The sequence below is a fragment of the Rhodococcus sp. Leaf225 genome (genome assembly GCF_001426145.1).
GTDB lineage: Bacteria > Actinomycetota > Actinomycetes > Mycobacteriales > Mycobacteriaceae > Rhodococcoides.
This window is the reverse complement of sequence record NZ_LMRN01000024.1, coordinates 889-1,199: the sequence shown is the minus strand read 5'-3', so window position 1 is coordinate 1,199 and position 311 is coordinate 889. Positions and strand designations below refer to the sequence as shown.

Sequence of the window (311 nt, the reverse complement as noted above, 5' to 3'; positions counted from 1 at the left end):
ACTTTGGACATCTAACTTCGGCCCGTAATCCGGGTCAGGGACAGTGCCTGATGGGTAGTTTAACTGGGGCGGTTGCCTCCTAAAAAGTAACGGAGGCGCCCAAAGGTTCCCTCAGCCTGGTTGGCAATCAGGTGTCGAGTGTAAGTGCACANGAAATACCACTCTGGTCACTCTGGATATCTAACTTCGAACCGTGATCCGGTTCAGGGACAGTGCCTGGTGGGTAGTTTAACTGGGGCGGTTGCCTCCCAAAAAGTAACGGAGGCGCCCAAAGGTTCCCTCAACCTGGTTGGCAATCAGGTGGCGAGTGT

Annotated in this window: 1 rRNA gene (running past one end of the window); it reads left to right on the top strand. The window is 54.2% G+C overall.

What is annotated here, in order from left to right:
* A 23S ribosomal RNA gene (locus tag ASG69_RS18305) occupies positions 1-311 on the top strand (its annotated part continues 763 nt past the right edge of the window); the annotation flags it as partial.